The organism is Pelomonas sp. CA6 (assembly GCF_022549225.1).
In the GTDB taxonomy this organism is placed as follows: Bacteria; Pseudomonadota; Gammaproteobacteria; order Burkholderiales; family Burkholderiaceae_C; genus Roseateles.
Genome location: NZ_JAKZFD010000001.1, coordinates 186,044 through 210,227, shown reverse-complemented (window position 1 = coordinate 210,227; position 24,184 = coordinate 186,044). Strand labels below are relative to the sequence as shown.

22 protein-coding genes and 1 tRNA gene are annotated in these 24,184 nt (G+C 69.9%); 12 read left to right on the top strand and 11 right to left on the bottom strand.

All coding sequences use genetic code 11. From position 1 onward, the window contains the following. Positions 1 to 15: 15 nt before the first annotated feature. The 9 genes from LZ017_RS00990 (at position 16) to LZ017_RS00950 (ending at position 10,260) form a co-directional block, all read left to right on the top strand. Entirely contained in the window at positions 16 to 1,065 is a 1,050-nt protein-coding gene (locus LZ017_RS00990; protein WP_241298178.1) for an ABC transporter substrate-binding protein, read from the top strand. Beyond that, entirely contained in the window at positions 1,062 to 1,910 is an 849-nt protein-coding gene (locus LZ017_RS00985; RefSeq protein WP_241298177.1) for an ABC transporter ATP-binding protein, read from the top strand. Before LZ017_RS00990 ends, LZ017_RS00985 begins: the two co-directional genes overlap by 4 nt. Then, entirely contained in the window at positions 1,907 to 2,677 is a 771-nt protein-coding gene (locus LZ017_RS00980) for an ABC transporter permease (protein WP_241298176.1), read from the top strand. The genes LZ017_RS00985 and LZ017_RS00980 overlap by 4 nt, the downstream gene beginning before the upstream one ends. A gap of 36 nt (positions 2,678 to 2,713) precedes the next feature. Continuing rightward, positions 2,714 to 3,694: a porin gene (locus tag LZ017_RS00975; protein WP_241298175.1), complete on the top strand. Its 981-nt coding sequence runs from the start codon at positions 2,714 to 2,716 to the stop codon at positions 3,692 to 3,694. Between the two features lie 127 nt (positions 3,695 to 3,821). Then, positions 3,822 to 4,211 (top strand): DUF2946 family protein, encoded by a 390-nt coding sequence (locus tag LZ017_RS00970; RefSeq protein ID WP_241298174.1) that lies wholly within the window; start codon positions 3,822 to 3,824, stop codon positions 4,209 to 4,211. An 89-nt stretch (positions 4,212 to 4,300) separates the two neighbouring features. Continuing rightward, entirely contained in the window at positions 4,301 to 6,730 is a 2,430-nt protein-coding gene (locus LZ017_RS00965; protein ID WP_241298173.1) for a TonB-dependent receptor, read from the top strand. A gap of 21 nt (positions 6,731 to 6,751) precedes the next feature. Continuing rightward, positions 6,752 to 7,315: a YcnI family protein gene (locus LZ017_RS00960; RefSeq protein ID WP_241298172.1), complete on the top strand. Its 564-nt coding sequence runs from the start codon at positions 6,752 to 6,754 to the stop codon at positions 7,313 to 7,315. Between the two features lie 103 nt (positions 7,316 to 7,418). Beyond that, positions 7,419 to 9,554, top strand: a complete 2,136-nt coding sequence (locus LZ017_RS00955) for a prolyl oligopeptidase family protein (protein WP_241298171.1) — start codon at positions 7,419 to 7,421, stop codon at positions 9,552 to 9,554. 499 nt (positions 9,555 to 10,053) lie between these two features. Then, a complete protein-coding gene (locus tag LZ017_RS00950) occupies positions 10,054 to 10,260 on the top strand; it encodes an oxidoreductase-like domain-containing protein (protein ID WP_374109858.1) in 207 nt (68 codons plus the stop codon). A 53-nt stretch (positions 10,261 to 10,313) separates the two neighbouring features. Here the strand turns inward: LZ017_RS00950 and LZ017_RS00945 are convergent, their stop codons facing one another. Next, positions 10,314 to 11,654, bottom strand: coding sequence for an SAM-dependent methyltransferase (locus LZ017_RS00945; protein ID WP_241298169.1), 1,341 nt, complete (start codon positions 11,652 to 11,654; stop codon positions 10,314 to 10,316). Between the two features lie 58 nt (positions 11,655 to 11,712). On the opposite strand from LZ017_RS00945, the gene LZ017_RS00940 reads away from it, so the two are divergent. After that, positions 11,713 to 12,714, top strand: coding sequence for a formylglycine-generating enzyme family protein (locus LZ017_RS00940; protein ID WP_374109857.1), 1,002 nt, complete (start codon positions 11,713 to 11,715; stop codon positions 12,712 to 12,714). On the opposite strand, the gene LZ017_RS00935 is transcribed toward LZ017_RS00940, so the two are convergent. Beyond that, on the bottom strand, positions 12,711 to 13,670 hold the full coding sequence (locus LZ017_RS00935) for a hypothetical protein (RefSeq protein WP_241298168.1): 960 nt from the start codon (positions 13,668 to 13,670) through the stop codon (positions 12,711 to 12,713). The two genes, LZ017_RS00940 and LZ017_RS00935, sit on opposite strands and share 4 nt — an antisense overlap. 74 nt (positions 13,671 to 13,744) lie before the next feature. Beyond that, a complete protein-coding gene (locus tag LZ017_RS00930; protein WP_241298682.1) occupies positions 13,745 to 14,113 on the bottom strand; it encodes a VOC family protein in 369 nt (122 codons plus the stop codon). Positions 14,114 to 14,306: 193 nt separating this feature from the next. Between LZ017_RS00930 and LZ017_RS00925 the strand changes: the two genes are divergently transcribed. Continuing rightward, complete coding sequence (locus LZ017_RS00925) at positions 14,307 to 15,725, top strand: hypothetical protein (RefSeq protein WP_241298167.1); 1,419 nt, start codon at positions 14,307 to 14,309, stop codon at positions 15,723 to 15,725. Between the two features lie 67 nt (positions 15,726 to 15,792). Here LZ017_RS00925 and argJ read toward each other — a convergent pair whose 3' ends face one another. The 4 genes from argJ to secA form a co-directional block, all read right to left on the bottom strand. Beyond that, the gene (gene argJ / locus LZ017_RS00920; protein WP_241298166.1) at positions 15,793 to 17,022 is read right to left on the bottom strand and encodes a bifunctional glutamate N-acetyltransferase/amino-acid acetyltransferase ArgJ; all 1,230 of its coding nucleotides are present in this window, start codon (positions 17,020 to 17,022) and stop codon (positions 15,793 to 15,795) included. A 142-nt stretch (positions 17,023 to 17,164) separates the two neighbouring features. Then, positions 17,165 to 17,743, bottom strand: coding sequence for an FxDxF family PEP-CTERM protein (locus tag LZ017_RS00915; RefSeq protein WP_241298165.1), 579 nt, complete (start codon positions 17,741 to 17,743; stop codon positions 17,165 to 17,167). 26 nt (positions 17,744 to 17,769) lie between these two features. Further along, positions 17,770 to 18,324, bottom strand: coding sequence for an FxDxF family PEP-CTERM protein (locus tag LZ017_RS00910; protein ID WP_241298164.1), 555 nt, complete (start codon positions 18,322 to 18,324; stop codon positions 17,770 to 17,772). A gap of 201 nt (positions 18,325 to 18,525) precedes the next feature. Then, the gene (gene secA / locus LZ017_RS00905; protein ID WP_241298163.1) at positions 18,526 to 21,270 is read right to left on the bottom strand and encodes a preprotein translocase subunit SecA; all 2,745 of its coding nucleotides are present in this window, start codon (positions 21,268 to 21,270) and stop codon (positions 18,526 to 18,528) included. 217 nt (positions 21,271 to 21,487) lie between these two features. On the opposite strand from secA, the gene LZ017_RS00900 reads away from it, so the two are divergent. Beyond that, a complete protein-coding gene (locus tag LZ017_RS00900; protein ID WP_241298162.1) occupies positions 21,488 to 21,853 on the top strand; it encodes a hypothetical protein in 366 nt (121 codons plus the stop codon). 116 nt (positions 21,854 to 21,969) lie between these two features. On the opposite strand, the gene LZ017_RS00895 is transcribed toward LZ017_RS00900, so the two are convergent. The 4 genes from LZ017_RS00895 to LZ017_RS00880 all read right to left on the bottom strand — a co-directional run bounded on the left by LZ017_RS00895 (position 21,970) and on the right by LZ017_RS00880 (position 24,181). Beyond that, a tRNA-Thr gene (locus tag LZ017_RS00895) sits at positions 21,970 to 22,045 on the bottom strand. A 46-nt stretch (positions 22,046 to 22,091) separates the two neighbouring features. Next, positions 22,092 to 22,628, bottom strand: coding sequence for a ClpXP protease specificity-enhancing factor (locus tag LZ017_RS00890; protein WP_241298161.1), 537 nt, complete (start codon positions 22,626 to 22,628; stop codon positions 22,092 to 22,094). 13 nt (positions 22,629 to 22,641) lie between these two features. Next, positions 22,642 to 23,259: a glutathione S-transferase N-terminal domain-containing protein gene (locus LZ017_RS00885; protein WP_241298160.1), complete on the bottom strand. Its 618-nt coding sequence runs from the start codon at positions 23,257 to 23,259 to the stop codon at positions 22,642 to 22,644. 139 nt (positions 23,260 to 23,398) lie between these two features. Beyond that, complete coding sequence (locus LZ017_RS00880; protein ID WP_241298159.1) at positions 23,399 to 24,181, bottom strand: cytochrome c1; 783 nt, start codon at positions 24,179 to 24,181, stop codon at positions 23,399 to 23,401. Positions 24,182 to 24,184: the final 3 nt, after the last annotated feature.

The window sequence follows — 24,184 nt, the reverse complement described above, 5'->3', positions numbered from 1 at the left end:
GACCCGGAGCCATCCATGCCCTTCTCCCGCCGCGGGTTCGCCCGCCGTCTCGCCGCCGGCCTGGCCTTGAGCGCCCTGCTCGGGCCGCAAGCGCAGGCGCAGACCCAACCGATCAAGTTCCAGCTCGACTGGCGCTTCGAAGGCCCGGCCGCGCTCTTCCTGCTGCCCGTCGCCAAGGGCTATTTCAAGGACGAGAAGCTGGAGGTCAGCGTCGATGCCGGCAACGGCTCCGGCGGCGCGGTGACGCGCGTGGCCTCGGGCGCCTACGACATGGGCTTTGCCGACCTCGCCGCGCTGATGGAGTTCCATGCCAACAACCCGGACGCGCCGAACAAGCCGGTCGCCGTGATGATGGTCTACAACAACACGCCGGCCGCGGTGCTGACGCTGAAGAAGTCCGGCATCCAGTCGCTGGCCGATCTGGGCGGCAAGAAGCTGGGCGCGCCGGTGTTCGACGCCGGCCGACGCGGCTTCCCCATCCTGGCCAAGGCCAACAAGCTGGCCGCGGTGAACTGGATCAGCATGGACCCGCCGCTGCGCGAGACCATGCTGGTGCGCGGCGACGTGGACGCAATCACCGGCTTCTCCTTCACCTCGCTGCTGAACCTGGAGGCACGCGGCGTGAAGGCCGACGAAGTCCGGCTCTTCCCTTATGCCGAACACGGCGTGAAGCTCTACGGCAACGTCATCATCGCCAGCCCGCGCATGATCAAGGAACGGCCCGACCAGCTGCGCGCCTTCCTGCGCGCCTTCGCCAGGGGCGCCCGCGAGGTGATGGCCAAACCCGACGACGCGATCGCCCATGTGAAGGCGCGCGACGGCCTCATCAACGAAGCGCTGGAGAAGCGCCGCCTGCGCCTGGCGATCGACGCGGTGATCGCGAGCCCGGATGCCCGCGCCGAAGGCTTCGGCCAGGTCAACGCGCCACGCCTGAGCCTGATGGCCAGCCAGGTTTCCGACGCCTATGGCACCAAGACCCGCGTGGACCCCGCGGCGGTCTGGAACGGCAGCCTGCTGCCGGCCGCGGCCGAGCTCAACGTGCTGCCTCCCGCCGCGAAGAAATGAGCGCCCCCCACCCCACGGCGGAGCCCTTCCACCCGCCCCCCTTCGTCGAGTTCCGCGACGTCTGGCTGGCCTACAACGACGCGCTGCTGGCACAGGGCCGGTTCGCCGTCGAGGCCATCGACCTGAAGGTGGGGCGCGGCGAGTTCATCGCCATCGTCGGGCCCTCGGGCTGCGGCAAGTCCACCTTCATGAAGCTCAGCACCGGGCTGAAGGCACCCTCGCGCGGCGAGATCCGCGTCGACGGCCGCACCGTGCACGGGCCGCTGAAGATCAGCGGCATGGCCTTCCAGTCGGCCTCGCTGCTGCCCTGGCGCACGACGCTGGCCAATGTGATGCTGCCGCTGGAGATCGTCGAGCCGCATCGCAGCCAGCTGAGGCACAAGCGCGCCGAATACGAGGCGCGCGCCCGCGCGCTGCTGAAGACCGTGGGGCTGGCCGGCTACGAGGACAAGTACCCCTGGCAGCTGTCCGGCGGCATGCAGCAGCGCGCCAGCATCTGCCGCGCGCTCATCCATGAGCCTCAGCTGCTGCTGCTGGACGAGCCCTTCGGCGCGCTGGACGCCTTCACGCGCGAGGAGCTGTGGTGCACGCTGCGCGACCTGCAGGCGGCACGGGGCTTCAACGTGATCCTGGTGACGCACGACCTGCGCGAATCGGTCTTCCTCGCCGACACGGTCTATGTGATGAGCCGCGGCCCGGGCCGGTTCATCGTCCGGCGCGACATCCCGCTGGCGCGCCCGCGCGAGCTGGACCTCACCTACACGCCGGAGTTCGGCGACATCGTGCACGAATTGCGCGGCCACATCGGCGCCATGAAGAAGCACGGCATGGAGATCGCGCAATGAAGCCCGGCGCCCTGCTGATGCGCCGCCACGCGCACTGGATCCTGCTGCTGCTGATGCTGCTGCTGTGGCAGTCGATCTGCGGCCTGTTCCAGGTCTCGGAGTTCGTCTTCCCCAGCCCGGCGCGCATCGCCGAACAGTTGTGGGAGCACCACGCCACCATCCTCGCCCATGCCTGGCGCAGCTTCTGGGTCACGATGCTGGGCTTCGCGCTGTCCATCGTGGTGGGCGTGCTGCTGGGCTGCCTGATGGGCAGCTCGCGCCTGGCCTATGCGGCGATGTATCCCTTGATGACGGGTTTCAACGCATTGCCCAAGGCGGCCTTCGTGCCCATCCTGGTCGTGTGGTTCGGCATCGGCGTCGGACCCGCGGTGCTGACCGCCTTCCTGATCAGCTTCTTTCCCATCATGGTCAACATCGCCACCGGACTGGCAACGCTGGAACCCGAGCTGGAGGACGTATTGCGCGTGCTCGGCGCGCGCCGCCGCGACGTGCTGATCAAGGTCGGCCTGCCGCGCAGCCTGCCCTACTTCTTCGGGGCGCTGAAAGTGGCCATCACGCTGGCCTTCGTCGGCACCACGGTGTCCGAGATGACCGCGGCGAACGAAGGCATCGGCTATCTGCTGATCTCCGCCGGCTCGTCGATGCAGATGGGGCTGGCCTTCGCCGGCCTGGTCGTGGTCGGCGCGATGGCGATGGCGATGTACGAACTCTTCGCGTGGACCGAGCGCCGCCTGACCGGCTGGGCGCATCGCGGCACGCAGTCCTGATCCTCTCTTTCCTCACCACAAAACAGGAGTTTCCCAATGAACCAGAAGATTCTTGCCGCGGGCGCGCTGGGCGCGCTGCTGCTGGCCGCCGGCGCGGCACAGGCGCAGAGCACGGTGCAGCTCTACGGGCTCTTCGACATGAGCGTGGGCGTCAGCAAGGACCCCGGCGCCAGCGGCTCGGTGAAGAACGCCGAGAGCGGCAAGATGAGCACCAGCTTCATCGGCTTCAAGGGCAGCGAGGACCTGGGCGGTGGGCTGAGCGCGATCTTCCAGCTCGACAGCTTTCTGCGCGGCGACAGCGGCCAGGCCGGACGCTACAACGGCGACGCCTTCTGGGCACGCAACGCCTGGGTGGGCCTGTCCAGCAAGGACTGGGGCTGGGTCAAGCTGGGCCGCAACACCACGCCGCTGTTCGTCAGCACGCTGAGCTTCAATGCCTTCGGCGACAGCTTCGGCTACTCGCCCAGCATCCGCCATGTGTTCACCAGCAACACCGTGTCCGGCGACTCGGGCTGGAACGATTCGGTGCTGTACGGCACGCCGGTCTTCGGCGGCTTCAGCGGCACGGCCTTCGTCGCCGCGGGCGAGGCCAACGGCGGCCGCAACACCGGCCTGGGCCTGAACTACGCCGGCGGCCCGCTCGCCGCGGCGCTGGTCTACCAGGACGTGAAGAAGGGCGCCACCATCGACGACACCAAGACCTGGCAGGGCAACGTCTCCTACGACGCCGGCGTGGTCAAGCTCTTCGGCCAGTACACCAAGGTCGACAACAAGACCAAGGCGCTGGACTACAAGCTCGCCTCCGTCGGCGCCACCGTGCCGGTTGGCGATGGGCGCATCCTGGCCCAGTACGGCGTGATCAACGCCAGCGTCGGCGCGGACCGCAAGACCCTGTCGGTGGGCTATGACCATTTCATCTCCAAGCGCACCGACCTCTATCTGGTCGGCATGAGCGACAAGGTGGACGGGTTGTCCTCGGGCTACAGCGTCTCCGCCGGCCTGCGCCACCGCTTCTGATCGGCCGCTCGGGGGACGGGCCCGTCCGCCCCTCTGCGGGGACAGCCGCGCCGCCCCTGCGCTGCGCGGCTGCGCGAACCTCGCCCAGATCAAGGATTGCGGCAACCGCCCCTCCTAGAATGGCGCCATGTCCCCGGTCCTGCGTCGTCCCTCCCTGCCGCTGCGGTTCGCCGTGCTGCTGTGCCTGTGGGTCGCCTCCTGGCTGCCCGCGGCGAGCATGGCCCTGAGCGCACAGCGCGGCGAGCTGCCGCCGTGGACCCAGCTGTGCCTGTCCAGCGTCGTCGTCCCGCGCGGCGGCGCGCCCGCGCGCTCGGCCGATGCCGACGCGCTGTTCCATCCCTGCCCCGCCTGCCAGCTGCAGGCCCAGGGCCTGGGCCTGCCTCCAGCGCCCGAGCCGGTGCTGGCGCTGCGCAGCGAGCTGCGCTTCGGCGCGCCCGAGCGCTTCTTCAGCGCGCCCCAAGGCGCCCACGCCTGGCGGCCCGCGGCCGCCCGCGCTCCGCCCTCCGTCCTCGTCTGACGACCGCGTGCCCGACTGACGGGCACGCCCCTGCCCTGTTCCCACGCGCCGCTCGCGGCGACGGGGCGTTTGTTCGACGAAGGATTCCCATGTTCCGTTCCCCACGCGCGCCGCGCCGCCGCGTCGCGCGGGCCTGCGCCCAGGCCCTGGCGCTGATCGCGCTGGCCCCCGCCCTGCCCGCCCTGGCCTGCGAAGACTGCGGCGACGACAGCACCGAAGCGGCCCCGCCGCGCCACACGCTGGGCCTGGTGCAGGTCCAGGGCCGTGCGCCCAGCTCGCTGCCCAGCAACATCCCCACCACCCGCGAGAGCGCGACACGCGAGGAGATCGCGCGCAGCGTCAACGCGATGGACGCCGAGGATGCGCTCAAGTACTTCCCCAGCCTGCTGGTGCGCAAGCGCTACATCGGCGACTACAACCACGCCATCCTGTCCAGCCGCGCGTCCGGCACCGGCAACAGCGCGCGCTCGGCCGTCTACGCCGACGGCATCCTGCTGTCCAACTACCTGGGCAACGGCGTCGGCGGGCTGTCCTTCCCGCCGCGCTGGGGCCTGGTCACGCCCGAGGAAATCGAGCGCGTGGACGTGATGTACGGCCCCTTCTCCGCGGCCTATCCGGGCAACTCGGCCGGCGCGGTGGTGGACTATCAGACCCGCATGCCCACGCGCTTCGAGGCGCATGCCAAGCTGGGCACCACGCTGCAGCCGTTCGCGCTCTACGGCACCCACGCCACCTACCGCGCCTGGCAGGCCAGCGCCTCGGTGGGCAGCCGCGACGGCGCCCTGAGCTGGTGGCTCAACCTCAACCGCACCGACAGCGACGGCCAGCCGCTGACCTTCGCCAACCGCCTGCTCAGCAATGGCGTGGCCGCGCCGGGCGTCGGCACCCCGGTGACCGGGGCCTGGCGGGTGCCCAACAGCAGCGGCCAGCCCTGGTTCATGCTGGGTTCGGCCACGCAGTACAGCACCCGTCAGGACCATCTGAAGCTCAAGCTCGCCTACGAGCTCAGCCCCACGCTGAGCGCCAGCTATGTGCTGGGCCTGTGGCGCAACGACGCGGACGGCCGGTCGCAGAGCGATCTGCGCGATGCCAACGGCCGGCCCGTCTACAGCGGCGCGATCAACATCGACGGCCTGGCCTTCTTCACCGGCCCGCAGTCGATCCAGGGCAAGACCGTGGTCGGCACGCAAGGCCTCAGCGGCGCCGACTTCGCGCTCACGCGCGAGCAGTCGCGGCATGCGATGCACGGCCTGTCGGTCAAGAGCCACCGCGGCGGCGAATGGGACTGGGAGCTGGCGGCCAGCCTCTACGACTACCAGAAGGACGACAAGCGCCAGAATGGCGCCGCCAACCCGCAGCCAGCCGCCTGGAGCGGCGGCCCTGGCACGCTGGCCGACGGCAGCGGCACCGGCTGGAACACGCTGGCGCTCAAGGGCATCTGGCGCCCCGCGCTGGGCGCGGGACGCCATGTGCTGGACCTCGGCCTGCAGCAGGACCGCTACACCCTGCGCTACCGCAACAGTGAAATCGCGGGCAACTACCGGGAGGACGGCCCGGGCGCGCTGCTCAGCCAGGTGCGCGGCCACACCCGGCTGCGCAGCGCTTATCTGCAGGACGCCTGGCTGATCGACGATGACTGGAAGGCCCATCTGGGACTGCGCGCCGAGCACTGGCGGGCCGAGGGCGGGCGCACCGACTTCTCGGCCAGCCAGGGCATCGCGCATGCGCCGCGCAGCGAAACGCATCTCTCCCCCAAGGCCGCGCTGTCCTGGCAGGCCAGCCTGGACACCGTGCTCAAGGCCTCGCTGGGCCGGGCGGTGCGCATGCCCACGGTGGGCGAGCTCTATGGCGCCACCTCGACGAGCAACGCCCTGTACATCAACGACCCGCTGCTCAGGCCCGAGAAGTCCTGGACCGCCGAGCTGAGCGCGCAGCAGGAATGGGGCCCGGTGCAGACGCGGCTGACCTACTTCGCCGAACGCACCCGCGACGCGCTGTATGCGCAGACCGTCTACGACACCGCGGCGAACAAAAACATCAGCCGCGTGCAGAACATCGAGCGGATCGCCACTTCCGGGCTGGAGGCCGCGCTGACGGCCACCGATTGGCTGGCTCGCGGCCTGGACCTGACCGCGAGTCTGACCTATGCCGATTCCAGGATCCGGCGCAACAGCGGCTTCGTCAGCACACCCGGCGACACGCTGGGCAAGTGGCAGCCCAACATCCCGCGCTGGCGTGCCACCGTGGTCGCCAGCTACCGCGTCAACGAGCAGTGGAGCGCCACGCTGGCCGGCCGCTACAGCGGCCGCCAGTACCGCACGCTGAACAACGCCGACACCCACGGCCAGGCCTATATGGGCGTCAGCAGCTTCGCCAGCGTCGACGCGCGCCTGCTGTGGCGCATCAGCCGCCAATGGAGTGCCGCGCTGGGCATCGACAACCTCAACGACTGCCACTACTGGAACTTCCATCCCTATCCGCAGCGCAGCTACAGCGCCGAGCTGAAGTTCGACCTCTGAGTTCTCACGATGAAGATCCCCATGAGCACCACCTTCCCCACCTTGTGCGCCACGCTGCTGGCGCTGGCCGCCGGCCCGGCGCTGGCCCACATCACGCTGGAGCAGCCCGAGGCCGTCGCCGGCAGCGCCTACAAGGCCGTGCTGCGCGTCGGTCATGGCTGCGACGGCTCGCCCACCACGCGCATCACCGTGCTGCTGCCCGAGGGCCTGCGCGGCGCCCGCCCCAGCCCCAAGCCGGGCTGGCTGCTGGAGACGCGCAAGGCGCCGCTGGCCCAGCCCTACGAGTCGCATGGCCGGCGCATCACCGAAGACGTCGTGGAGGTGCGCTGGACCGCGCGCGGCGAGGAGCACTGGCTGCGCGACGAGTGGTACGACGAGTTCGTGCTGCGCGGCCAGCTCCCCGCCATGAGCGCCCCGACCGCCGCGCCCGCGGCGCTGTGGTTCAAGGTGAGGCAGGACTGCGCCCAGGGCCAGTGGGACTGGGCCCAGGTGCCCGAAGCCGGTGTTTCCACCCAGGGCCTGAAGGCGCCCGCGGTGCGCCTGCTGCTGCGCGCCGCGCCCGGCGATGGCGGCCATGCGCACTGACGCGCGCTGACGAAAGTCACGCCGCTCCCCGCTGGGCACAATAGCGCGGCCCGCTGGCCATGAGCCGGCGGGCCGCGCATTGCTTCCAGAGGAGACCGATCGCATGACTTCCCGACACACGCTGGCCACCGCGCTGGCCCTGGGGCTGAGCGCCCTGGCCGTGCAGGCCCAGGGCCTGAGCTACCCCGACACCCGCAAGGTCGACCAGGTCGACAACTACCACGGCACCCAGGTCGCAGACCCCTACCGCTGGCTGGAAGACGACAACAGCGCCGAGACCAAGGCCTGGGTCAAGGCGCAGAACGCGGTCACCGACAAGTTCCTGGAGGCCATGCCCCAGCGCCTGCCGGTGCGCAAGCTCTACACCGAGCTGTACAACTTCGAGAAGTTCGGCATTCCCTTCAAGGAAGGCGGCCGCTACTTCTGGACGCGCAACGACGGCCTGCAGCAGCAGTCGGTGCTCTACACCGCCAAGTCGCTGAAGGACCAGCCCCAGGTGGCGCTGGACCCCAACACCCTGTCCAAGGACGGCACGGTGGCGCTGTCCGGCCTGGCCATCTCGCACGACGGCCGCATGCTGGCCTACGGCATCGCCGGCGCCGGCTCCGACTGGCAGACCTGGAAGGTGCGCGACCTCGCCACCGGCAAGGACCTGCCCGACCAGATCGAATGGGTGAAGTTCTCCAACGCGGTCTGGACCCCGGACGGCAAGGGCTTCTTCTACGCCCGCTACGACGCGCCCAAGCCGGGCGAGGCGCTGACCGGCGCCAACTACTTCCAGAAGCTCTACTACCACCGCCTCGGCAGCGCGCAGTCCGAGGACGTGCTGGTGATGGAGAACAAGAACGAAAAGCAATGGGGCTTCGGCGCCCAGGTCAGCGATGACGACCGCGCGCTGATCATCAATGTCTGGAAGGGCTCCGGCCGCAAGAACGGCCTGCTGGTGCTGCCGCTGGACGACAAGGGCGGCTTCAAGCCGGGCCAGCCCAAGACCGTCACGCTGGACTTCGACGCCGAGTACACGCCGGTGCTGATGCTGGGCCAGCGCCTGATCGTCAAGACCGACAAGGACGCGCCGCGCGGCCGCCTGGTGGCGATCGACCTGGCCAACCCCGCGCCCGCGCAGTGGAAGACCCTGGTCGCCGAGGGCAAGGACGCGATGGTGGGCGCCTCCGCGGTGGGCGGCAAGCTGGTGCTGAGCTACCTGGCCGACGCCTCCACCCAGGTGCGCGTGTTCGCCGCGGACGGCCGCCACCTGCAAGATCTGACCCTGCCGGGCGTGGGCACGGCCGGCGGCTTCGGCGGCCGCTGGAAGGACACCGAGACCTTCTTCAGCTATACCAGCCTGGTCGCCCCCGGCGAGGTCTATCGCCTGGACCTGGGCAGTATGAAGACCGAGCTGTTCAAGCGCCCCAAGACCGCGTTCAACCCCGAAGAGTTCGAGACGCGCCGCGAGTTCGTCACCAGCAAGGACGGCACCCGCTTCCCCATCTTCATCGCCCACAAGAAGGGACTGAAGCTGGACGGCAGCAACCCGACGCTGCTCTACGGCTATGGCGGCTTCAACGTGCCCATGACCCCGGGCTACGGCGTCACCGCCGCGACGTGGATGAGGATGGGCGGCGTCTACGTGCTGGCCTCGATCCGCGGTGGCGGCGAGTACGGTGCGTCCTGGCACGAGGCCGGCACCAAGCTGAAGAAGCAGAACGTGTTCGACGACTTCATCGCCGCCGGCGAATGGCTGGTCGCGAACAAGCTGACGCAGCCGGCCAAGCTCGCGATCAACGGCGGCTCCAACGGCGGCCTGCTGGTCGGCGCGGTCGTGAACCAGCGCCCCGAGCTGTTCGGCGCCGCGGTGCCGCAGGTGGGCGTGATGGACATGCTGCGCTTCCACAAGTTCACCATCGGCTGGGCCTGGGTGCCGGACTACGGCAGCGCCGAGAACGCCGAGGAGTTCAAGGCGCTGATCAAGTACTCGCCGCTGCACACCCTGCAAAGCGGCAAGCGCTATCCGGCCATCCTGGTGACCACCGGTGACCACGACGACCGCGTCGTGCCCGCCCACAGCTTCAAGTACACCGCCGCGCTGCAGGCCACCGACACCGGCCCCGCGCCCAAGCTGATCCGCATCGAGACGCAGGCCGGCCACGGCGCCGGCAAGCCCACCTCCAAGATCATCGAGGAGCGCGCCGACATGCTGGCCTTCATCGCCAACACCTTCGGCATGGGCGGGTTCTGAACGGCCGCGGCATTGCCGCATCGCGCCAGGGCCAGGTCTTGCCCGGCCCTCGGCGCATCGTTTGAAATAGGCGCAAATCCCGGCCACTTGTTTGGCTGGATTTGCGCCTTGTTCTTGGGCGCTTCGTTCGCGCCAACTTCGCGATGATGCGAAGCATGAAGACACGCCGCCCTTTCGCAAGCGCCCCACACCCCGTGGCTCCGGGCGCCCCGCCCAGGGACGGCCCGCCGGTCTGAGCCGCGCACGTCGGATTCACTGATGGCGCCCAGGCCGCGTTCCCTCCGCCGGATCGCCCGCCATGCGCCGCCCGCGCTCACATCGACCACGCCGCAGCTCCACGCCCGCCGCCCGCCGGCAGCGCGTCCAGGTGGCGTCCGCAGCGCTCTTGCCCGAACCGCCCCGCGGTTCGGGCTTTTTTGCCTGCGCGGCGCGGACGCGGGCCCTGCCGGACAATCGCGCCATGCCGTCCACTGCCCCCGCCTCCGCCCCTGACGATCCCATGCCTCAGCCGCCGCAGCCTCCCGCGCTGGAGGACTGCTGCGGCAATGGCTGCAACCCCTGCGTCTTCGACCTGCACGACCTGGCGATGGACGAATACCGCCAGGCCCTGCGCGCCTGGCGCAGCCGCCAGCCGGCGCCCGGGTTGCCCACCTCCGCTGTGGACAAGTCGTGGGACAAGCTGAGGCCCGGCGACGCAAGTCCTTGATGCGCCAGGGCTTTGCCTGGACTGCCCGCAAATGAGGCAGTGCCGCCCGGGTATCAGGGCGCCAGGCGGCCCTCGGCGCGCAGCAGGCTCTCAAGCGCCTGCTCGCGCAGCCCGTAGAAGCGCTTGATCTCGTCCAGCTGCGCCAGCAGCTCGGCGCGTCGCGCCGGGGTCGGGTCTTGCGCACGCCGCACCGCCAGCACCATCTTGTTCTTGCTGGTGTGCTCCAGCGCGATGAACTCGATCACCTGGGTCTCGTAGCCGCACAGCTCCAGCAGCAGCGCGCGCAGCGAGTCGGTCACCATCTCGGCCTCCTGGCCCAGGTGGATGCCATGCTGCAGCAGCGGGCGCAGCGCCGCCGGGGTACGCATCTGCGGGCGGATCTGCTTGTGGCAGCAGGGCGCGCACATGATGATGCGCGCGCCGCTGCGCAGCCCGAAGTGCATCGCGTAGTCGGTCGCGATGTCGCAGGCATGCAGGGCCACCATCACGTCCAGCCGCATGTCGCCGCGCTCGCGGACGTCGCCCTGCTCGAAGACCAGGCCCTGCAGGCCGTGGGTGCGCGCGACCGCGTTGCACAGCGTCACCATGTCCTCGCGCAGCTCCACCCCGTGCACCTGCGGCGCCAGCCCCTGCTGGCGCAGGTAGTCGTGCATCGCGAAGGTCAGGTAGCCCTTGCCGGAACCGAAGTCGGCCAGGCGCACCGGCGCGGCGAGGCCGGCGCTGCGCACCGCGGCGTCGAAGATTTCGATGAACTTGTTGATCTGCTTCCACTTGCGCGCCATCGTGGGCACCAGCTGCGGCTCGCCGCGCGGCGCATGGCTGAGGCCCAGGTCACGCCAGAAGGGCTGCTGCAGGTCGAGCAGGCGCGGCTTCTCGCGGTTGTGAGCGCCGCTCTGCGCGGCCGGCGGCTCGCCGGCATCCGCGGGCGTGGCGCGGCGCGCCACATGCAGGCTGGGCCGCCCCTTGCGTGAAAAGCGCAGCTGCACCGACTCGGTGGCGGTGTCCAGATGGGCGTGGCCGAACACCGGGCCCAGCAGCCGGTTCAGTTCCGCCAGGCCCGGGTCCAGCGCGAGGTTCTTCGTGACGTCGCGTGTCTGGTAGCGCCACAGAAAGCTCAGGTGGCGCTCGCCGCGCAGTTGCAGCTCACGCACCATCAGCCGCTCCAGCCCGGGCTCGTCGCTCAGGTCTTTGCCTTCAGCACGGGGGGCCGCGCCCGAGCTTTCTTGGCCCCCTTGGGGGGCCTGGCGCGAAGCGACAGGTCTGGGGGCACTGAGCAACAGACGCTGCACACCGCCGCGCTCCAGCGCCAGGCCCAGCAGCTGCATGAAGCGCTGCTTGTCATCGGGGCGGGTCGGGGCGTGGGCGTCCTGCGGCGGGAGCAGATGGCTGAACATGGGCGTCAAGAGAGCAAAGCCCGATTTTCCGTCATCGACCGCGTTCTAGCATCGCCGCATGCAACCGCCTGCCCTGCGCCCCGCCCTGACCTTGTTGACGATTCTGCTGCTGGCCGCCGGCGGCGCCCGCGCGCAGGTCGTCGTCTGGACCAACAGCCTGGGCATGCGCTTCGTCAAGCTGCCGGCGGGCGAGTTCTGGATGGGCAGCGAAGACACGCCGGAGCAGCTGGCGCGCGACTTCCCCGCCTATGAGCCGCGCCGCTTCAGCGTGCTGCAGGACGAGGCACCGCGCCACAAGGTGCGCCTGACGCGCGCCTTCTGGATGGGCCAGCACGAGGTCACGGTGGGCCAGTGGCGCCAGTTCCTGGCCGCGTCCGGCCATGTGCCCGAGTCGGTGGCCGACGGCACCGGCGGTTACGGCTGGCGCGCCGACTACGACCCCGCCCGCAGCGCGCGCGGCGATGCCTTCGAGGGCCGGCAGCCGCGCTATTCCTGGGCCAACCCGGGCTTCCCGCAGGGCGAGGACCATCCGGTGGTCAACGTGACCTGGCATGACGCGCAGGCGCTGGCCGACTGGCTCAGCCGCCGCGAAGGCCATCGCTACCGCCTGCCCACCGAGGCCGAGTGGGAGTACGCCTGCCGCGCCGGCAGCACCAGCCGCTATCCCGGCGGCGACGCGCCGTCGGCACTGAAGGGCCAGGCCAACGTCTTTGCCGCCGAGACCGCCCGGCTGTGGCCGCAATGGGCCGACCGCGCGCTGCCCTTGGCCGACGGCCATACCTTCACCGCGCCGGTCGGCAGCTTCAGCGCCAATGCCTTCGGCCTGCACGACATGCTGGGCAACGTCTGGGAATGGGTGGCGGACTGGCACGACGAGACCTACTACGCCCGCTCGCCGGCCGCCGACCCGCGCGGCCCGGAGGACGGCAGCGTGCGCGTGCGCCGCGGCGGCTCCTGGCACAGCTGGCCTTTCTATGCGCGCTGCAGCTATCGCAACTGGAACGCCCCGGACACGCGCTACACGTTGGTGGGCATACGGCTGCTGCGCGAAGACGACTAAGCCTGGCGCAGCACCGCCTGCCCGCGCGCGACCGCCTGCACCGGGGTCGCCACGCCCAGCGCCTCGCACAGCGCGGCCAGACGCTGCGTGAGCCCGTCCGCGGACAGGCCCAGCGCCGCGCGCAGCTGGGCTTCGTCGGCACCGCCCATGCAGGCAAACAGCAGCTCCGCCTGCGCCGGCTCCAGGTGCAGCGCACGCGCCAGCCGGGCCACGCGCGCCGCGTCGCTGGCCTCGTGCATCAGCACCAGCCAGTGGCCTTCGCCGATCAGCCGCGGCTCGGCCTCGTGCAGGCTCAGGCTCAGGCGCGGCCCCTGCGCCCCGCCCCAGGGCGCGATGGTGATCGCCGCGGCCATCGCGCCGGCCCGGCGCCGCAGCGCCTCGCGATGCAGCCACAGCAGCAGGTCCGGCGGCAGGCGCGCCTGGCGCGCGAACGGCGGCGGAAAGTAGCGGGCGGTCCAGGCGCGCGCCTGCGCGCTCTGCCAGGCGCAATGGCCGTCGCGCTCGCGCACCGTCATGCTGGCGGCGACGGCCGAGGGCTGCACCAGCCCGGCGCCCGCACGGGGCGGCGTGCCCTCTTGCGGTGCACGGGCCCAGCGCGCCAGGCGCTCCAGCAGCAGGCTCAGGCGCAGCGGCTTGGACAGGCAGTCCACCGCGCCCGCGTCGCGCAAGCGCACGATCCAGGCGGGATCGTGCTGGCGGCTGATCACCAGCACCGCCGTCAGCGCGCTCAGGCGGCGCAGCAGCGCCAGCGCCGCAGCGTCGCCCGGCTCCAGCTCCATCAGCAGCGCCACCGCGCGCGACGGCGCCAGCAGCGCCTCGGCGGCCTCGCCCTCGGCGGCCCGCAGCAGCTGGTAGCCGCTCTCCTCCAGCACGTCGGCCAGCAGCACGCCGGCCTGCAGGCCCTGCGGGCTGGCGGGATCCGACAACAGGACCACGGCGGGGAGAGAGGACGGCATCGAAGGTTCCATGCCCTCCCCCATACAAGTCCCGTGCCCGCCGTGCGCGGGGCGACGTCGGCGCGACGCGCGGATCAGCCCTCGGGCTTGTGACAGACGGCTTCGACGTTGTGGCCATCCGGCCCGATGACGAAGGCGCCGTAGTAGTTCGGGTGGTAGTGCGGGCGCAGGCCTGGCGCGCCGTTGTCCTTGCCGCCGGCGGCCAGCGCCGCCTGGTGGAACGCGTCCACCTGCGCGCGGTTCTCGGCGGCAAAGGCGATGTGCAGCGGGGCCGGACGGTCGCGCGTCTCGTACAGCCACAGCGAGGGCTTGCCGCCCTGCCCCAGGCCCACGCCATGGGGCCCCTCCATGGCGACCGCGACCTTCAGCGGCGCGAGCGCCTGCAGGAAGAAGGCGCGGCTTTCGGCCAGCGCCGAAACCCCGATTCCCAGGTGATCGAACATCATGCCTCCGCCCGTCTTGACGAGATGGCGACGATTCTAGGCAGGCGCGCCGGCACAAGCGCAGTGTGACGCCCATCACGGCAACGGCCGACGGCGCGCCCGCGAAGGACCGCTGCGGGTCCACCCGGGCCGGCGGCACACGGGAGGTGGGCGAGAATCGGCGCCACCGGCCCATGCCGGACCACGACACACCATGGACGAACCCGGCTCGCAGGACGCAGAACAACCGACGGAAGCCGCCGCCCCCGTGCCCCCGCCACCCGCCCCCGCCGCGGACCAAGGCACGCTGCTGCAGGCCCTGACGCCGGCGCTGCTGCGCTGGCATCACCGCAACCCGCTGGCACGCCGCCTGCGCGCGGACGATGTGCACACGCTGGGCCTGGTCGCGCTGCCGCTGCTGCGCCCTCGCCAGGGCGGCGCGGGAACCGGCCCGGTCGAGCCGGTGTTGGACGAGACGGTGGCGGCCCCGACGGCCGCGCCCGCCGCCGCGCCCGCCAAACCGCTTTCTTGGCCGCAGCGCCTGCGCGCTCGCCTGCTGCCGACGCGCGCCGGCAGTGGCGCGCTGTTCAGCGAAGAATTCATCGACGGCCTGTCGCCCGCCCGCGTGGCCGCCTTCGCGCGCGCGCAAGGTAGCGAAAGCGCGCCGGGCGGCCCCGAGCTGCCGCTGCGCCGCATCCCGGTGGACGACGCACGGCTGGCCGGCGCGCCCCCGGGCGACGGGGGCTGGCCCGTGGAGCTGTATCTGCTCAGCGCGGCGATCGACGCCGGTCCGGCGCGGCGCCGCGTGCTGATCGGGCGCGACCAGCAGGTGCTGGGGCGCCGCGCGCTGGACCCGCTGCGCCTGGGCCTGGCCGCCGGGCTGGGTCTGCTGGTGCTGGCCCTGCTGCTGTGGTGGGCCTGGCCGAGGCCGCACAAGGCCGAGCGTCACGCCGACGCCCCGGCTGCGGCCCCTGTCGCGTCGGCACCGGCCGCCAGCGCCGCCTCGGCCGCAGCGCCGGTGGCCTCCGCGGCATCGGCGGCTGTGGCGGCATCCGCCGCGTCCGCCACCGAAGCCACCGCCGCCTCGGCACCGGCCGGCGCGGCCAGCGAAGCGGCGAGCGAAGCGGCGAGCGCCGCGACCGCGGCGTCGGCCACGGCAAGCAGTGCCGTCCCCGCGCCCGACATTCGTCCTCACCTGGGCCCCGGCCGCCCGCCGCTGGGACGGGCCGTGGAGGAGCGTGCCGCCGCCGAGCGCGCGGCCAAGGCCGGCACGGGCGCCTCGTCGCCCGCGTCGCCCGCTGCGTCCGACGCCCAGCCACCCCGCCTCAGGCTGGACGAGGTGGGGCTGGTGGAGGCGCTACGCCGTCCTGCCGACGCGCCTCCGGGCAAGGTGGTGGCGCTGGTCGGCCCGCCGCACAAGCAGGAGGCCCAGGCCCGCGCGGAACTGGAGCGCATGCAGGAGCAGGTACGCCAGGCGCTGCGCTACAACAGCGCGATACAGGGCGATGTGTTCCGCACGCCGGACGGCTGGCGTGCCGCGATCTGGCCCTTCGGCAGCCGCCAGGAAGCGGCCCTGATCAACGCCACGCTGATCTCGCGCGGCCAGCGCGGCGTCCGCGCGGTGGACTTCTAGACGCCCACGCGCCCACGAAAAAGGCCCCCGAGCGGGGGCCTGGTGCGACGCGGCGGGGCTGCCGCGCTCAGGAGCGGTAGTCGGCGTTGATGCTGACGTAGTCGTGGCTGAGGTCGCAGGTCCACACGGTGGCCTGCGCCGCGCCGCGCGCCAGGTTGACGCGCACGGTGATCTCGCTGCGCTTCATCACGCGCTGGCCATCTTCCTCGCGGTAGTCGGGATGGCGGCCGCCACGGGTCACCACGTGCACGTCGTCCAGGTGCATTTCGATCAAGCCCTGGTCCAGGTCGGCGATGCCGGCGTAGCCCACCGCGGCAAGGATGCGGCCCAGGTTGGGATCGCTGGCGAAGAACGCGGTCTTGACCAGCGGCGAGTGCGCGATCGCGTAGGCGGCCAGCTGGCACTCGGCCTCGTTGCGCCCCCCCTCGACGACGATGGTGATGAACTTGGTCGCACCCTCGCCATCGCGCACGATGGCCTGGGCCAGCGCCTGGGACACGGCGATGACCGCCTCGCGCAAGACCTGACCCTCGGCGCTGTCCAGCGACTCGATGCGCGCATGGCCCGCCTGGTGGGTCGCAATGAGCAGGAAGGAGTCGTTGGTCGAGGTGTCGCCGTCGATGGTGATGCGGTTGAAGGAGGCGTCGGCGGCCTGCGTGACCAGCGGCTGCAGCAGCTCGGGCGCGATCACCGCGTCGGTGGCGACGAAGCCCAGCATGGTGGCCATGTTGGGACGGATCATGCCGGCGCCCTTGGAGATGCCGGTGACGGTGACGGTGCGGCCGCCGATCTGCACCTGGCGCGACGCGGCCTTGGGCAGCGTGTCGGTGGTCATGATGCCGGCGGCGGCCTCGGCCCAGCCATCGGCGCTGAGATTCGCCAGCGCGCCAGGCAGGCCGGCGACGATGCGCTCCACCGGCAGGGTTTCCATGATCACGCCGGTGGAGAACGGCAGCACCTGCTGCGGCTGCAGTTGCATCAGCGAGGCCAGCGCCGCGCAGGTCTGGCGCGCGCGGGCCAGGCCGTCCGCGCCGGTGCCGGCGTTGGCGTTGCCGGTGTTGATCACGATGGCGCGCGGCGCGGCGCCGCTGGCCAGGTGCTCGCGGCACAGCTGCACCGGCGCGGCGCAGAAGCGGTTGCGCGTGAACACGCCGGCCACGCTGGCACCCTCGTCCAGCGCCACCACGGTCAGGTCGCGCCGGTTGGCCTTGCGCACGCCGGCCATCGTGACGCCCAGCCGCAGACCCGCGACGGGCTTGAGCTGGGAAGGATCGGGGGCGCTGAGATTCACGGGCATGGCAGGACTCGCTGGAATGGATGCGGAAATGGATGTGGGAATGGCGCGCATTGTAGGCAGCGCGCCCCGCGCCCGGCCTCTGCGCGGCACAAAGAACAACGGGCTCCCTGGGGAGCCCGTGCGAAGAAGACGCGCGCGTCTCTCAATCGTCGCGACGGCGGCGGCGCACCAGCGCCATGCTGCCCAGGCCCAGACCGGCCAGCAGCAGCGCCGACGGCTCGGGCACCGTGCCACGTTGCGGAATCACGGTCAGGATGCCGCTGTAGCTGGCGGAAATCGTCGACGGCACGGAGTTGCCCTCGCGGGTGTCGCCGGCCCAGCCGCTGACCTTGATCTGGTAGTCGCCGGCCAGCAGCTCGTCGTACAGGCCACCGAACAAGAAGCGGGTGCCGCCGGCGTCCATGAAGTCCCAGCCCACGTCGATGCCGTTCAACGAGATGCGGTCGAAGCGGATGCCTTGCAGCGCCAGGTCGACCAGCGCGAAGTTGGCGCTCAGGTCCAGCGTGACCATGCCGGTGCCGCTGTAGCTGAAGTTGAAGATGTCCTCGAAATAGCCGGTGGTGGTGTGCGTCACGCGCGACTCGCCCACCGAGGAGCTCAGCCCGCCGACCAGGCTGCCATCGGGCTGGCCGACCAGCGGCAGGTCATAGGTCGACGGCCCCGCCTGGGCCACGGCCGCGGCCAGCGAGAGCAGCAGACCGGCAAAGAACTTGGCTTTCATCGCGTATCCCCAGTAAAAGGTGGCATTCATTGACGGCGGCGGCGGCGGGCCATGAAGCCCACGGCGCCCAGGCCGGTCAGCATCAGCAGCGCGGCACTGGGCTCGGGCACCGGCGCCGGCAGGATGTTGATGGTGCCGGAGTAGCCGGCGCCGATGGCGCTGCCGTCGGCCAGCGCGCCGCCGGCACGGCCGGTCACCACCATCACCAGCGGACCTTCAAACTTCTGCTGCGGCAGCGTGCCCAGCTCGAATCCATCGGCGAATGTGCCCTGCGGGGTCTTGCGCAGGTTGAAGGCCACGCCGTTGAGGCTGATCGAATAGAAATCGATGTTGACGCTGTCTAGCGTGGCGCGCGTGCTCAGCACGGCGCTGACCGAATACCAGCCTGCCGCCAGGCTGGCGAAGGTGTAGGTGTCGGTGAACAGGCCGGCCGCGGTAATGTTGCGCGAGATGCCGGCCGAGAAGCTGCTGTCGGCGGAGCCCACCAGATTGACCGGGAAGGTGCTTTCGGTGACGGCGGCGTGCGCCGTGAGGCTGGCGGCCCACAGGACCAGAGCCGTGAAGATTCCCTTGACTGTCATCATCGCAAGCCGCGTAAGCGGGCCTCCTGGTAGGGGTGATCCCTGAGTGAAATCACCATGGCGTCACTGTACGGAGGGCCCCGTCCCCGAGGCACCCCCCATGTGCAGGCCGTGGCCCGCGAGACTGCCAACTACCGCACGCTTTGGCGCGGGTTCGGTCGGTTATCGCACAGTCATGGGGGGCGCAGAGGCCCGGCAGGCTCAGCTGAGCTTGCCGTGGCACTGCTTGAACTTCTTGCCGCTGCCGCAGGGGCAGGGATCGTTGCGGCCCACATGGCCCCAGGACTCCGGCACCTCGCCAGCGGCGGGCTCCTGCGACACCGAGCCGTCCTCGTTGGGGTGGGTGTAGGTGACGTTGGAGACGGCCTCGGCGCGGTGCTCGATCGCCTCGGCCGCGGCCTCGGCTTCCTGCTGGCTCTGGATGCGCACATTCAGCAGGATGCGGGTGACTTCCATCTTCACCACGTCCAGCAGCTGCGAGAACAGCTCGAAGGCCTCGCGCTTGTACTCCTGCTTGGGATTCTTCTGCGCATAGCCGCGCAGATGAATGCCCTGGCGCAGATAGTCCAGCGCGGCCAGGTGCTCGCGCCAGTGCTGGTCGATGGACTGCAGCAGCACCATGCGCATGAAGGGCGCGAACTGTTCCAGGCCCACGCGCTCCAGCTTGCTCTGGAACAGCGCGTCGCCGGCCTTGAGCACCAGCTCCAGCACGTCCTCGTCGGTCAGCGATTCGCTCTTCTCCAGCGCCGCGACCAGCGCCACTTCGAGTTGCCACTCGTCCTTGAGCACGCGCTCCAGCGCCGGCAGGTCCCACTGCTCTTCCAGGCTCTCGGCCGGCACGAAGCCGCGCACCACGTCGGTCAGCGCGCCGTTGCGCAGATGGGTGATCTGGGCCAGGGTGTCCTCGGCCTCCAGGATCTCGTTGCGCTGCTGGTAGATGACCTTGCGCTGGTCGTTGGAGACGTCGTCGTACTCCAGCAGCTGCTTGCGGATGTCGAAGTTGCGCGCCTCGACCTTGCGCTGCGCGCCTTCGATGGAGCGCGTCACGATGCCGGCCTCGATCGCCTCGCCTTCGGGCATCTTCAGGCGGTCCATGATCGCGCGCACGCGGTCGCCCGCGAAGATGCGCATCAGCGGATCGTCCAGCGACAGGTAGAAGCGCGAGGAGCCCGGATCGCCCTGGCGACCCGAACGGCCGCGCAGCTGGTTGTCGATGCGGCGGCTCTCGTGGCGCTCGGTCGCGATCACGCGCAGGCCGCCGGCGGCCTTGACCTGTTCATGCAGGCCTTGCCATTCGGCCTTCAGCTGCTCGATGCGCGCGGCCTTGTCGGCCTCGGAAAGGGCTTCGTCGGCCTCGACCAACTGGATCTGCTTCTCGACGCTGCCGCCCAGCACGATGTCGGTGCCGCGGCCGGCCATGTTGGTCGCGATGGTGATCACGCCAGGGCGGCCCGCCTGCGCGATGATCTCGGCCTCCTTGGCATGCTGCTTGGCGTTGAGCACCTGGTGCGGCAGCTTGGCCTGGGTCAGCAGGTGGGAGACCAGCTCGGAGTTTTCGATCGAGGTCGTGCCCACCAGCACCGGCTGGCCGCGCTCGTGGCAGTCGCGGATGTCGGCGATCACCGCGTCGTACTTTTCCTTGGGCGTCTTGTAGACCAGGTCCAGCTCGTCGCGGCGCACCGTGGGCCGGTTGGGCGGGATCACCACGGTCTCCAGGCCGTAGATCTCCTGGAACTCGTAGGCCTCGGTGTCGGCCGTGCCGGTCATGCCGCCCAGCTTGCCGTACATGCGGAAGTAGTTCTGGAAGGTGATCGAGGCCAGGGTCTGGTTCTCGGCCTGGATCGCGACGCCTTCCTTGGCCTCGACGGCCTGGTGCAGACCGTCGCTCCAGCGGCGGCCCGTCATCAGGCGGCCGGTGAACTCGTCGACGATGATCACCTCGCCGTTCTGCACCACGTAATGCTGGTCGCGGTGGAACACATGGTGGGCACGCAGGCTGGCATACAGGTGATGCATCAGCGTGATGTTGCCGGCGTCGTACAGGCTCGCGCCTTCGACCAGCAGCCCGGCCTGGGACAGCAGCGCTTCCGCGTTCTCGTGGCCGTCCTCGGTCAGGTAGATCTGGTGCGACTTCTCGTCCACCGTGAAATCGCCCGGCTCGATCACGCCTTCACCGGTGCGCGGGTCCAATTCGCCGATCTGCTTCTTCAGCAGCGGCGCGACCTTGTTGATCGCGTGGTAGAGGTCAGTCTGGTCGTCGGCCTGGCCCGAGATGATCAGCGGCGTGCGCGCCTCGTCGATCAGGATGGAGTCCACCTCGTCGACGATGGCGTAAGCCAGGCCGCGCTGCACGCGGTCGCGCAGCTCGTAGACCATGTTGTCGCGCAGGTAGTCGAAGCCGTACTCGTTGTTGGTGCCGTAGGTGACGTCGGCGGCGTAGGCGGCCTGCTTCTCTTCGCGCGGCGCCTGCGGCAGGTTGATGCCCACCGTCAGGCCGAGGAAGGTGTAGAGCTTGCCCATCCACTCGGCGTCGCGACGGGCCAGATAGTCGTTGACCGTCACGACATGCACGCCCTTGCCGGTCAGCGCGTTCAGGTAGACCGGCAGCGTGGCCATCAGCGTCTTGCCCTCGCCGGTGCGCATTTCGGCGATCTTGCCCTGGTGCAGCGTGATGCCACCGATCAGCTGGACGTCGAAGTGGCGCATCTTCAGCGCGCGCTTGGAGCCTTCGCGGCAGACCGCGAAGGCCTCCGGCAAGAGGGCGTCCAGCGACTCGCCGCCGGCGACGCGCTGCTTGAACTCTTCGGTCTTGCCACGCAGTTGCTCGTCGCTCAGCCCTTCGAACTGCGGCTCCAGCGCGTTGATCTGCTGGACGATCTTGCGGTAGGTCTTGAGCAGCCGCTCATTGCGGCTGCCGAAAATCTGGGTCAAAAGCTTGGGCAACATGCGGCTTCGCTCGATGAGCCGCTGGCGCGCAGCCATGGCGCGGGTCGCGGCGGTATTCTGGGTTTGTTCTGGCTTCCTGCAGCTCGCCCCCAACCAAGTCAGCACAGCTGGGGGCGCCGCCCTGGTTTGCAAGGTCCTTGCAAGAGAGGCAGCCGGGAGGAAAAACCCGCCGAGTTTAGCACCCGGGTTTCGCGACACTCCCCACTACACTGCCACCATGTCCACTTCCCGCCGCCCGGGCGCCCGGCCCGACACCGTGAACTACCTGCCCCGGCGCGCGCCGGCCAGCACACCCGAGCCCCTGCCCTTCAACAGCGCGATGGCCCAGCACGGCCAGCTCGCGCGACTGGGTGCGGTGCTGCAGGCCTCGCAGCAACGCCTGGCCGTCGTGCTGCCCGCGCTGCCAGGCGCGATGAAGCGCTTCGTCGGCGCCGGTGGATTGGACGAGGAAGGCTGGACCCTGCTGGCCGACAACGCCGCCGTGGCCGCCAAGCTGCGCCAGCTGCAGCCCCACTTGGAACAACTGCTGCGCGAACAGGGCCTGCTGCAAGGCGTGCTGCGCATCCGCGTGCGCCAGACCTAGCTGCGCGCGGCAGGCGCACAAACACGAAAACGCGCGCCTGCGCACCGCCGCGCAGTGCCTGCGCGTCGCTGTGGCCCCGCAATGGACAACGCGCCCCGGAGGGCGCGTTGCGTGTGTGGTGCCGGCTATCGGATTCGAACTGATGACCTACCGCTTACAAGGCGGTTGCTCTACCAACTGAGCTAAGCCGGCGAAATTCAGGCGCGGATTCTAGGGCAGCCGCGAGGCCCGCCGCCGGTCACTTGACACGCTTGAGCGCGGGACGCCCACCCGTCGCGGGCGCGCCGGGGCCGGGGTCGTCGTCGCCGGGCTCGTCACCTGGCTCGAGCACGTCCTCGGCCGGCGCCTCTGCGTCGGCTTCGCTGGCCAGACGCAATCCGCGCGCGGGCGCGGGCGCAGACGCGGGTGGCGAGACCACCGCGACGGATTCCTCCGGCGTCGGCGCCGGGAAGGCCATGCCCTGCCCGTTCTCGCGCGCGTAGATGGCCACCACATGATCCACCGGGACGATGATCTCGCGCGCCACGCCGCCGAACCGGGCCTTGAACTGGATCAGTTCATTGCCCAGGTCCAGATTGCTGGTGGCGTCGAAACCGACGTTCAGCACGATCTCGTGGTTGCTGACGTACTCCATCGGCACCTGCACCGAGCGGTCGACGTGGACCGCGATGTAGGGCGTGAAGCCGTTGTCGGTGCACCACTCGTGCAGCGCCCTGATCAGATAGGGGCGCGTCGAGCTGGCGGCTGCGGCGCCGCCGTCCTTGCTGTGATCCATGCGGCGAAGTGTATTACTTGCGCATCACCTTCTCGGACGGGGTCAGCGCCTCGATGTAGGCCGGGCGCGAGAAGATGCGCTCGGCGTACTTCAGCAGCGGCAGCGCGTTCTTGGACATCTCGATGCCGTAGTAGTCCAGGCGCCACAGCAGCGGGGCAATGGCCACGTCCAGCATGGAGAAGTCGTCGCCCAGCATGTACTTGTTCTTCAGGAAGATGGGCGCCAGCTGGGTCAGGCGGTCGCGGATCTGCGAGCGGGCCTTCTCGAGCTGCTTTTCGGTCGGCTTCACGGCCTGGCCGCGGCCCTCGAGCATGTTCACATGCGCGAACAGCTCCTTCTCGAAGTTGAACAGGAACAGGCGCACCCGCGCGCGGGCCACCGGGTCGCCGGGCATCAGCTGCGGATGCGGGAAGCGCTCGTCGATGTACTCGTTGATGATGTGCGACTCGTACAGGATGAGGTCGCGCTCCACCAGGATGGGCACCTCGTTGTACGGGTTCATCAGCGCGATGTCCTCGGGCTTGGCGAACAGGTCGACGTCGCGGATCTCGAAGTCCATGCCCTTCTCGAACAGCACGAAACGGCAGCGGTGCGAATAGGGGCAGGTGGTTCCAGAGTAAAGCACCATCATGGCGGAGGACTCCCGAGCCTTGCGGCTCCAAATAACCGGACCGGCTCGCGCCGGCCTTTCACAAAACACAAACGCAGTGGGGGCCGAAGCGCCCCACTGCGCATCACGCCCGGATCACTCCGGGCCCGAAGCTTAACGTTTAACGAACGTCCTTCCAGTAGGACGCGTTCAGACGCCAGGCAAACACGGTGAACATGGCCAGGAACAACAGCACGATCACGCCGAGGCGCACGCGCTGATCCTGCGCCGGTTCACCCATCCACTTCAGATAGGCCACCAAGTCACCCACCGCGCTGTCGTACTGGGCGGGCGTGAGCGTACCCGGGGTGACCTGCTCGAAGCCCTTGAACACATGCGTGGTCTTGGCCGGGTCGTGCGGGTCCTTTTCCTCGGCGAACTTGGCGGTGCGCACGCCTTGCAGTTCCCACAGCACATGCGGCATGGCCACGCTGGGGAAGGCCATGTTGTTCCAGCCGGTGGCCTTGCTCTCGTCGCGGTAGTAGGTGCGCAGATAGGTGTAGAGGTAATCCGCACCCGAGCCCTTGCTGCCGTCGGCGCGCGAACGCGCGATCACGGTCAGGTCGGGCGGCGTGGCACCGAACCAGTCCTTGGCCTGCTTGGGATCCAGCGAGACCTTCATCACGTCGCCCACCTTCTCGGAGGCGAACAGCAAGTTGCCCTTGATCTGGTCCTCGCTCAGGCCGATGTCCTTCAGGCGGTTGTAGCGCATGTAGGCGGCGGCATGGCAGTTCAGGCAGTAGTTGACGAAGAGCTTGGCGCCGTTTTGCAGCGAAGCCATGTCGTTCATCTTCTGCTCGGGGAACTTGTCCCAGGCTATGCCATCGCTGGAGGCTGCGGCACCGGACACCAGACCCATGCCCAGGCTCAGGGCGGTCAGCAACGTCGCGAACAGTTTCTTCATTCT